The organism is Flavobacterium sp. UBA4854 (assembly GCF_002399805.1).
Taxonomy (GTDB): Bacteria; Bacteroidota; Bacteroidia; order Flavobacteriales; family Flavobacteriaceae; genus Flavobacterium; species Flavobacterium ginsengisoli.
In genome coordinates, this window is sequence record NZ_DHEI01000115.1 from 5,135 (window position 1) to 5,580 (window position 446).

The window sequence follows — 446 nt, forward strand, 5'->3', positions numbered from 1 at the left end:
TCTCCAAGTAACTCATGTTTATAATCGGCTCCAAGAGCTTTTAATAGTTGAGGTAATTCTGTAGTTCCAAAATATTGGTCAACATTCGGAATTTCTTTTTCTAAGTCTGGTCTGTAACGTTCAGATAAACATCCTGTTACAAAAACTTTATCAACAAGCCCTTTGTCTTTTTTATCTGCATATTCCAAAATCATGTTTACCGATTCTGCTTTTGCATTATCAATAAATCCGCAAGTATTAATTACAATAATGTTTCCTTCTTTTTCTGCAGGAGCTTCGTGTTCAACATCTTTACCATTTGCACGCAGCTGTCCCATAAGGACTTCACTGTCATAAACATTTTTTGAACACCCAAGAGTGATTACGTTAATTTTGTTCTTTTTTAAAGACTTGGTTCTCATACTTTTATAAATTGGAGTGCAAAATTACACTTTTTTTATTCAAAC

General features: G+C 32.7%; 1 pseudogene. It reads right to left on the reverse strand.

Annotation, left to right across the window (positions count from 1 at the left end):
• Window positions 1-401, reverse strand: a pseudogene (locus tag B3J44_RS17235) (30S ribosomal protein S12 methylthiotransferase RimO); the annotation flags it as partial.
• Window positions 402-446: the final 45 nt, after the last annotated feature.